At 74.7% G+C, this 7,716-nt stretch carries 8 protein-coding genes; 5 read left to right on the top strand and 3 right to left on the bottom strand.

The window, feature by feature from the left end:
- Positions 1-105: 105 nt before the first annotated feature.
- From IEZ31_RS48850 to IEZ31_RS48840, 3 genes are read right to left on the bottom strand one after another with little or no spacing between them, the layout of a single operon-like run.
- Entirely contained in the window at positions 106-552 is a 447-nt protein-coding gene (locus IEZ31_RS48850; RefSeq protein WP_190256987.1) for a pyridoxamine 5'-phosphate oxidase family protein, read from the bottom strand.
- Between the two features lie 18 nt (positions 553-570).
- Positions 571-984, bottom strand: a complete 414-nt coding sequence (locus IEZ31_RS48845) for an iron chaperone (RefSeq protein ID WP_190256986.1) — start codon at positions 982-984, stop codon at positions 571-573.
- Between the two features lie 32 nt (positions 985-1,016).
- Positions 1,017-1,352, bottom strand: a complete 336-nt coding sequence (locus IEZ31_RS48840) for a VOC family protein (protein ID WP_190256985.1) — start codon at positions 1,350-1,352, stop codon at positions 1,017-1,019.
- 134 nt (positions 1,353-1,486) lie between these two features.
- On the opposite strand from IEZ31_RS48840, the gene IEZ31_RS48835 reads away from it, so the two are divergent.
- The 5 genes from IEZ31_RS48835 (at position 1,487) to IEZ31_RS48815 (ending at position 7,684) form a co-directional block, all read left to right on the top strand.
- Positions 1,487-4,159, top strand: a complete 2,673-nt coding sequence (locus IEZ31_RS48835) for an ATP-binding protein (RefSeq protein ID WP_229837028.1) — start codon at positions 1,487-1,489, stop codon at positions 4,157-4,159.
- Between the two features lie 17 nt (positions 4,160-4,176).
- On the top strand, positions 4,177-4,581 hold the full coding sequence (locus tag IEZ31_RS48830) for a hypothetical protein (protein ID WP_190256983.1): 405 nt from the start codon (positions 4,177-4,179) through the stop codon (positions 4,579-4,581).
- A gap of 20 nt (positions 4,582-4,601) precedes the next feature.
- Positions 4,602-5,267: a 2-phosphosulfolactate phosphatase gene (locus IEZ31_RS48825; RefSeq protein ID WP_190256982.1), complete on the top strand. Its 666-nt coding sequence runs from the start codon at positions 4,602-4,604 to the stop codon at positions 5,265-5,267.
- Between the two features lie 93 nt (positions 5,268-5,360).
- Positions 5,361-7,079, top strand: a complete 1,719-nt coding sequence (locus IEZ31_RS48820; protein ID WP_229837026.1) for an FAD-dependent monooxygenase — start codon at positions 5,361-5,363, stop codon at positions 7,077-7,079.
- Positions 7,076-7,684, top strand: coding sequence for a hypothetical protein (locus IEZ31_RS48815; protein ID WP_229837025.1), 609 nt, complete (start codon positions 7,076-7,078; stop codon positions 7,682-7,684). Before IEZ31_RS48820 ends, IEZ31_RS48815 begins: the two co-directional genes overlap by 4 nt.
- Positions 7,685-7,716 lie beyond the last annotated feature (32 nt).

The following is a 7,716-nucleotide window of genomic DNA, read 5'->3' as shown; positions in this document are numbered from 1 at the left end:
CCGGTGGCGGCGGCCTTACGGATCAGCGGCATCACCTGGTCGATCTTGCGTTCCGGCCATGGGGTGTCGGCGAGCACTCCTGTCCAGATTCTCAAACCCAAGGATCTAGCCCCGCCACGCACCGCCCACCATCAGGTCGCGGCCGGCCAGCTCGTTGGCCTCCCGCCAGGCCTGGATGCGCTCCGGGCGGATGCGGAAATACGCGTAGTCGCGCAGCTCCCGGGGGTCGAAGCCGGTCTTGACCGCGAACGCGTCGCCCACCTCGGCGGTGAGGTCGTCGACGAGCTCCGCGGAGCCCTCGACAAGCACCACGTCGCGGGTCGGGCCGGCGGTCAGCCGGACCCGCCCGCCGGCCCGCAGGTTGCGGGCCGTCGGGCTGGTCGCGACGGTCGAGATGAGCAGCGTCTCGCCGTCCCAGAGGAACGACAGCGGTACCAGATGGGGAGCGCCCGCGGCGTCGGCGGTGGCCACCCAGACGTCGACGTCGTGGTCGAGCCGGTGCAGGGTGTCCGTGCGGCGCTGGCCGACGGTCCGGGGCGGCGGCGGTGTCATGGTTGGTTCCCTTTCAACCTAGTTCGCGGCCTGCTTGACGAGCGCGGCGATGCGGGCCTCGTCGGCGGCGGTGAGGGACTTCAGGGCGAACGCGCTCGGCCACATGGCGCCGTCGTCGAGGTTCGCCTGGTCGCTGAAGCCGAGGGTCGCATACCGGGCGTTGAACTTCTGCGCGCTCTGGAAGAAGCAGACGATCTTGCCGTCCCTGGCGTAGGCGGGCATGCCGTACCACAGCTTCGGCGCCAGGTCCGGCGCGCCGGCCTTGACGATGGCGTGAATCCGCTCGCCGAGGATCCGGTCGTCGTCGCGCATCTGTGCGATCTTGGCGAGCACGTCGGCCTCGGCGTCCGCCTTGCCCTTGCGCGGCTTCCTCAGTTCCTGGGCGTGCTCCTTCATGGCGGCCCGCTCCTCGGCCGAGAACACACTGCTCATGTGCGTTATCCTCCCCTTTTTTCCGGTTCCGGTCAGTTGTCCTGGAGCAGGCCGAGGACGTTGCCGTCGGGGTCGGTGACGGTGGCCACCAGCCGGCCGCCGCCGACGTCCTTGACGCCCTCCTTGACGACGGCGCCGGCCGCGACGACCTCGGCGAGCTTCGCCTCGATGTCCGGGACGTGCCAGTACGCGACCGGCGACGTCATGGCCTGCGGGCCGCCGCCCGGCACCAGGCCGATCTGCTGGCCGCCGGCCTCGAAGCCGACGTAGAAGCTGCTGTCGGTCTGCGGTTCGGCGCCGAGCAGGGCGGCGTACACCCGCTTGGCCGCGGCCAGGTCCGACACGGGGTGCAGCACGGTCTTGATCATGATTTCTCCTCCGGTGTCCGGCGTTGCGTTCATGACACACAGCCTCGCGCCGGGGCGGCCCCGCCCACATCCGTGGCGACCACGGAGCCCACCACTGAGTGGCCCGCGGGCCCTGGGGCAGGATGGAGCCCGTGGTGGCGCAGGCGGGGATCTCGGGGCGGGAGGCCGAGGTGCTGGCCCTGGTCGGCGTGCACCTCAGCAACGCGGAGATCGGCGCCCGGCTGTACATCTCGGTCCGCACCGTGGAGACCCACGTGGCGTCGCTGCTGCGCAAGCTCGGCGCGGCGGACCGCCGGGCGCTCGCCCAGGTCGCGGCCGAGTGGAGCCGGGCCGCGCGCGGCGGGCGGGCCGCCTCCGGGCTGCCCGCGCCGGTGACCGCGTTCGTCGGCCGGGCCCGGGAGCGGGCCGAGCTGGCCGCGGCGGTCGCCGCGCACCGGCAGGTGAGCGCGGTCGGCCCGGGCGGGGTCGGCAAGACCCGGCTGGCCCTCGCCGTGGCCGCCGACGCGGCTGGCGACTTCGCCGACGGCGTGTGGTTCGTCGACCTGGTGCCGATCAGCGACCCGGCGATGGTCGGCGCCGCCGTGGCCGCCGCCGTGGGCATCGGCGAGCAGCAGGGCCGCGGCATCGACGAGTCGGTGGTCGCCGCGCTGGCCGACCGGCACGCGCTGCTGGTCCTCGACAACTGTGAGCACGTCCGGGACGGGGTCGCGCCGTTCCTGGAGCGGCTGCTGGCCGGATGCCCGCGGCTGACGGTGCTGGCCACGAGCCGGGCGCGGCTGATGGTGCCCTTCGAGCGGATTCATCCGGTACCGCCGATGGCACTGGACTCCGACGCCGTGGACCTGTTCGCCGACCGCGCGGCGGCCGCGGGCTGGCCGGTGCCGCCCGAGCAGCGCGACCAGGCCGCCGAGATCTGCCGGCAGCTCGACGGGGTGGCCCTCGCGATCGAGCTCGCGGCCGCCCGGCTGCCGACGCTCGGCCTCGACGGGCTCGCCGCGGTGCTGCCCGACCAGCTGCGCCTGCTGACCGGCGGGGCGCGGGCCAACGGGCGGCAGCGCTCGGTGCGGGCGATGCTGGACTGGTCCAACGCCCTGCTGGAGCCCGACGAGCAGACGCTGCTGCGGCGCGTCTCGGTGTTCGCGGCGCCGTTCACCGCCGACGCCGCCGGGCAGGTCGCCGGGTTCGCGCCGCTGTCGCCGGCCGCGGTGGTGGACGGGCTGTCCCGGCTCACCGAGCAGAGCCTGCTGGCGGCGGCCCCGGCGACGGGCGGGACGCGCTACCGGGCGCTGGCGACGATCCGGCAGTACGGGTTGTCGCAGCTGTCGGCGGCCGACGAGCTGTCTTCGGTGCAGGGCCGCCATCTGGACTGGTGCCTCGCGAGCGCCCGTTCGTTGCGCGACGGCCCGGCCGACGGGCCGTGGCGGGCCCGGTTCGACGCGGTGGCCGACGACCTGCGGGCGGCCCTGGGCTCGGCGTCCGGCCCGCCCGCCCACCGGCTGGCGGCGGCGCTGGCCGGGCTGGCCTTCAGCCGCAACCTGGTCGGCGAGTCGCAGCAGCGGTACGAGCAGGCGGCCGCCCTCACCGACGACCCGGTGGCCGCGGCGGCGGCGCTGCGCTCGGCGGCGGCCGTGGCGGGCTGCCGGCTGCTCGGCGACGACATGTACCGCCTGCACCGCGCCGCCGCCGCGCTCTCGGGCGCCGCCGCCGACCTGGCCACGGCCGCCATCACCGCGTACCGCTTCTCGGGCGCGTTCACACACCTCCCCCCGGCCGACGAGCCGGCGGCGCTGCTGTCCGCGGCCCGGTCGCTGGCCGGCGACGACCCCGCGGTGGCCCTCGCCGAGGCCGCGGTGCAGGCCGACACGTTCGGCTCCGACCAGGGCCCGTCGTCGAACGCGGCCGCTGCGACGCTGGTCGCGGCCACGCGGGCGGTCGACCTGGCCCGCGGGGCGGCCGACCCCCTCGCCGTCTCGGCAGCCCTGGACGGCCTGGCCGGCGCCCAGAGCTGGGCCGGCGACAGCTTCGGCGCGGCGGCGACGGCGCGCGGCCGGATCGAGCTGCTGTCGTCGGTGCCGGCGACGCCGGCGAGCATGCACGAGCTGACCGACGCGCTGGTCTCCGGCATCGACACGGCGCTGGGCATCGGTGACCTGCCGACGGCCCGGCGGTGGTCGCGCCGGCTGGCCGACCTGCCGCTGCTGGCCGAGGTGGGCCACTACGGCCTGTCCTGGCTGCTCATGACGGACGCCCTGGCCGGCTCGGTGGACGACGAGACGGCCGCCCGCTTCCTGGAGGCGTGGGAGCGGACGGGCCGGCTGCGCGCTCCCCGCCTGGCCGCGACGGCGGCGGCCGTGGCGATGGTGCACGGCCTGCGTGGCGCTTCCCGCGATCCGTGGCTGTCGATCGCGGACGAGCTCGGCGCCACCCCGGAGCGCAGCACGGGCTACGGGGCGGTCTTCGACGCCATGTTCCTCCTCCACCATGGCCGGGCGGCGGAGGCGCTGGACCGGCTGGCGCCGGAGCCGGAGGAGGTGTGGAAGTGGGTGACGTGGATCTGGCTGCACTGGTACGTGGCGCTGCGCGCCGAGGCGGCCGTGCTGTCCGGCCATCCCGCGGCGCGCTCGTTCATCGCCGCCGCCCGCGCGGTGGTGGCGGGCAACCCGATCGCCGGTGCGCAGCTCGATCGGGCGGAGGCCCTGCTGGACGGCGACCGGGACGGGGTGCTGGCGACGGCGGCCCGCTTCGAAGCGGCCGGCTGCGCCTACCAGCGCGACCGCACCGCAACCCTGCTACGAAACAGGGCTTAGCACCTACGATCGTCGATATGACGTCATCGGTGAACGCCCCCGGCGCGCGGGCCGTATGGACGGCCGCCATCGCCGGGCTGCTCTTCGAGTGGCTCGGGTTCCGCGTCTTCGACGCCCGGGACCAGCTCGATCACTACGGGGTCGACCCGACCGCCCTCGGGGCGCTGGCCGGGTGGCTGGCGGTGCTCACCGGGATCGGGTACCTCGTCCTCGCGGTGCTCCTGCTGCGCTGGGTCGTGCAGGGCCGGCTCGTCGCGCTCGCGCTGCTGGCGCCGGCCGCGGTCTGCTCGGGGTACACCCTCGTCCTCGCGTTCTCGAACACCGGGAAGGTCGGCTTCTCCGCCGCCTCGCTCGTCCTGGCCGGGCTGGTCGCCGGGCTCGGTGCGGTCGTCACGGCGGTGCGGGCCGGGCGGCCGGCGTAGTGCCCGGGCAGATCGTCGGGATGGACGCCGAGGTGCCGGCGGGGACGGTTGTCGTCGTCATCGATGTCATCCGGGCCTTCACCACCGCCGCGGTCGCCTTCGAGCGGGGCGTGCCCGGCATCGCCTGCGTGCCGTCCGCCGAGGCCGGCCGGGCGCTGCGGCGGCGGCACCCCAGCCGTCTCCTCGGCGGCGAGAACGGCGGGCTCACGCCGGCGGACTTCGACTTCGGCAACTCGCCGTTCGAGATGTCGGTCGCTGAGGTCGGCGGCCGGGAGCTGATCCAGTCCACCTCGAACGGCACGCGCGGGCTCGTCCGGTACCCCGCGCCGGCGGCGCTGCTCGCGGCCTCGGCGCGCAACGCCGGGTCCACCGCTCGATGGATCACGAAACACCACCCGGCGACGCCGTGCACGCTGGTCTGCACGGGGTTGACGGAGGAGGACCGGGCCTGTGCGGAGCACCTGCGTGCCCTGCTCGACGGGTCGGCGCCGCGCCCGGCGGACCTCGTCGCCGGCATCATGGCCGGCGCCGCCGAGCACGCCCGCAGCGCCGCCGGGCTGCCCGCCGCCGAACGCGTCGACCTGTCCCGGGACCTGCCGTTCTGCTGTGACGTCGACCGGTCCGGGTTCGCGATGGTCGGCGACATCCGCCCGGACCACGTGGCGCTGACCATGGTGCGGAGCTGAGCGCAGCCCCGGAAACCACGTATTGCCGTGATGTGCGGTGCCCCCGCGGCGGACCAGCATGAGGCTGTGTCGTTCGGGGATTGGGGGTAGCCCGTGGCAGCGTCGTCACTGCGGACCGAGGTGCTCGTCGTCGGGGCCGGCGTCGTCGGGGCGGTTCTCGCGCTGGAGCTGGCGCACCACGGCGTGAGCTGTGTGGTCGTCGAGCGGTCGCTCACCGAGCCCAAGCATCCCGACCTCGACCTGCTCACCGGGCGGAGCATGGAGCTGCTGCGGCGGCTCGGGCTCGCCGCGGCGATCCGGGAGCTCGGGGTCGATCCCGACTCCCCCAGCGACTACGAGTGGCGGCAGGGGCTCGACCAGCCGCCCGTGCTCGTCTCGCACTACCCGTCGGTGAACCAGCTCCGCGGTCGGTACGCGCAGGTCAACGACGGCAGCGCGCCCGCCGAGCTGCACCTGCGGGTGCCGGGGGCGCGGCTGGCCAAGCGGCTGCGCGACGCGGTCCGCGACCATCCGCTCATCGACCTGCGCGAGGGGTGGACATTCACTGGCCTGCGCATCGACGAGGACGGCGTGGGCGCGAGCATGCTCGAGGTGCGCGGCGGGGTCCGGCACACCGTCGAGGCGCGGTACGTCGCCGGCTGCGACGGCGCGCAGAGCACCGTGCGGCGCTGCCTCGACGTGCCGATGGAGCAGCTGGGGTCGCCGGCGCCGCACTGCTCGGTGTACTTCCGCAGCGAGGACCCGCATCTGCATCCGCGCGGCCGGGCGCTGTCGACGATCGTCGTCGGCGGGCTGACGCTCGTGGCGCGCGACGAGCGCAACGGCTGGGTCGGGCAACTGCCGGTCGGCGCCGACGAGCCGCTCACCACCGACCCGGTGGCGATGTTACGCAGCCGGCTCGGCGCCGCCCTCGCCAAGCCGGAGGTTCTCGGGGTCACGCAGTGGGACGATTCGCTCGCGGTCGCCGGACAGTACCGTCGCGGCCCCGTCTTCCTGGTCGGCGAGGCCGCCCACCGGTTCCACCCGGTCACCGACAACGCCGACACGAGCATCGGCGACGCCGTCGACCTCGGCTGGAAGCTCGCCGCCGTGCTCCACGGGTGGGGCGGGCCCGGCCTGCTGGCCAGCTACGAGCTGGAGCGCCGGCCGCGCGCCCTCATGGACCGCGAGCTGCTGGCCCGCGCGCTGGAGACCCGGCGCCGCTTCGGGCGGCTCGCCGAGGCCGGGGCGTCGCGCGAGTTCCTGGCGGGCGTGCTGCACCAGGAGACGCACCGGCTCGACCCGATGGGCATCCAGTTCGCCGGGAGGTACGCATCGTCGGCGGTCATCTGGCACGACCGGGGGACGCCCCCCTCCCGCAACGGCCATCGCATCACGCCCACCACGTGGCCGGGTGGACGGGCCCCGTCCGTCCGTCTGGCCGACGGATCCCAGCTGTTCGACCGGCTGGGGCCGGCGTTGACGCTGGTCGACCTGACCGACGAGGGGTCGGGCGCGGGACTGGTCGAGCGAGCCCGCCGCCGCGGCATTCCCATGACCCACCTGCCGTCGGGGGATCCGGCGGTACTGCGCAGCTGGGATCGTCCGCTCGTCCTCGTGCGGCCTGACCAGCACGTCGCCTGGCGCGCAGCCGCGCCGCCGGACGACTGGGACGCGGTCCTCGCCCACGTCGTCGGGGGCATCGCCGGGGGATCTTCGCAGCCCGGCGCCCCTGCGCCACGGGAAGACCACGTGAATACGTCATGCCCTCGTCCGTCCGTCAGGAGACGCTCGATCCACGTAAGCGCCATCGACAAGGGGCCCGACCGATGACACTCGCGATCACCACTCCGGAACTCGGCAACACCGTCATCGGACGGTGGCACCGGCGGCTCTCCAGCAACCCGTCGGCGAAGCGCAGCCATTGGCGCACCAAGACGATCTACTTCCTGGCCGTGGCCGGGTTGGTCGAGTCCGCTCCTGGTGCCCCACTGACGTGGAAGAGCATCGTCGACGCGGCGCAGCCGCGCGGCAGCCGCAGCACCTTCTACGAAGTCGCCGGCGCGCACGCCCGCCACCCGCTGATCGACGACCTGATCCGCGACGGCCGCGTGGACTCGATCCAGCTCGCGCTCGTCTACCAGCGCAACGACGCCGTCGCCCAGCTGGTGGACGAGACGAAGGTCTGGTCCTACTGGCCGTATCGGGAGCGTCTCCTGGCCGCCTTCGCCGCCGCGCCGCGCCCGCCGCACGCGATGGAGGAGGCCATGTCCCGCTCCCTGGCCGCGTGGGCGAAGCGCCACCCGCACCTGGCCGCCGCCCTGGACTACACGCCGCCGGCGTGCGCAGTCGAGGACCTGATGGTCCTGATGCACGGCCGCCTGGCCGCGGTCCGGGCCGCGACCGTGCTGACCGACCGTCTCCGTCGCACGGTATAGCGTCGCCTGGGGGGTGCCGCCGCCGTACCGTG

Origin of the sequence: Dactylosporangium sucinum (assembly GCF_014647515.1) — a bacterium.
Lineage (GTDB): Bacteria > Actinomycetota > Actinomycetes > Mycobacteriales > Micromonosporaceae > Dactylosporangium > Dactylosporangium sucinum.
This window is presented reverse-complemented; position numbering and strand designations above follow the sequence as displayed.

Coding starts and splice junctions, on each gene's coding strand:
- IEZ31_RS48850 (WP_190256987.1), bottom strand. CDS start 552: ATGACACCGCCGCCGCCCCGGACCGTCGGCCAGCGCCGCACGGACACC.
- IEZ31_RS48845 (WP_190256986.1), bottom strand. CDS start 984: ATGAGCAGTGTGTTCTCGGCCGAGGAGCGGGCCGCCATGAAGGAGCAC.
- IEZ31_RS48830 (WP_190256983.1), top strand. CDS start 4,177: ATGACGTCATCGGTGAACGCCCCCGGCGCGCGGGCCGTATGGACGGCC.
- IEZ31_RS48840 (WP_190256985.1), bottom strand. CDS start 1,352: ATGATCAAGACCGTGCTGCACCCCGTGTCGGACCTGGCCGCGGCCAAG.
- IEZ31_RS48815 (WP_229837025.1), top strand. CDS start 7,076: ATGACACTCGCGATCACCACTCCGGAACTCGGCAACACCGTCATCGGA.
- IEZ31_RS48825 (WP_190256982.1), top strand. CDS start 4,602: ATGGACGCCGAGGTGCCGGCGGGGACGGTTGTCGTCGTCATCGATGTC.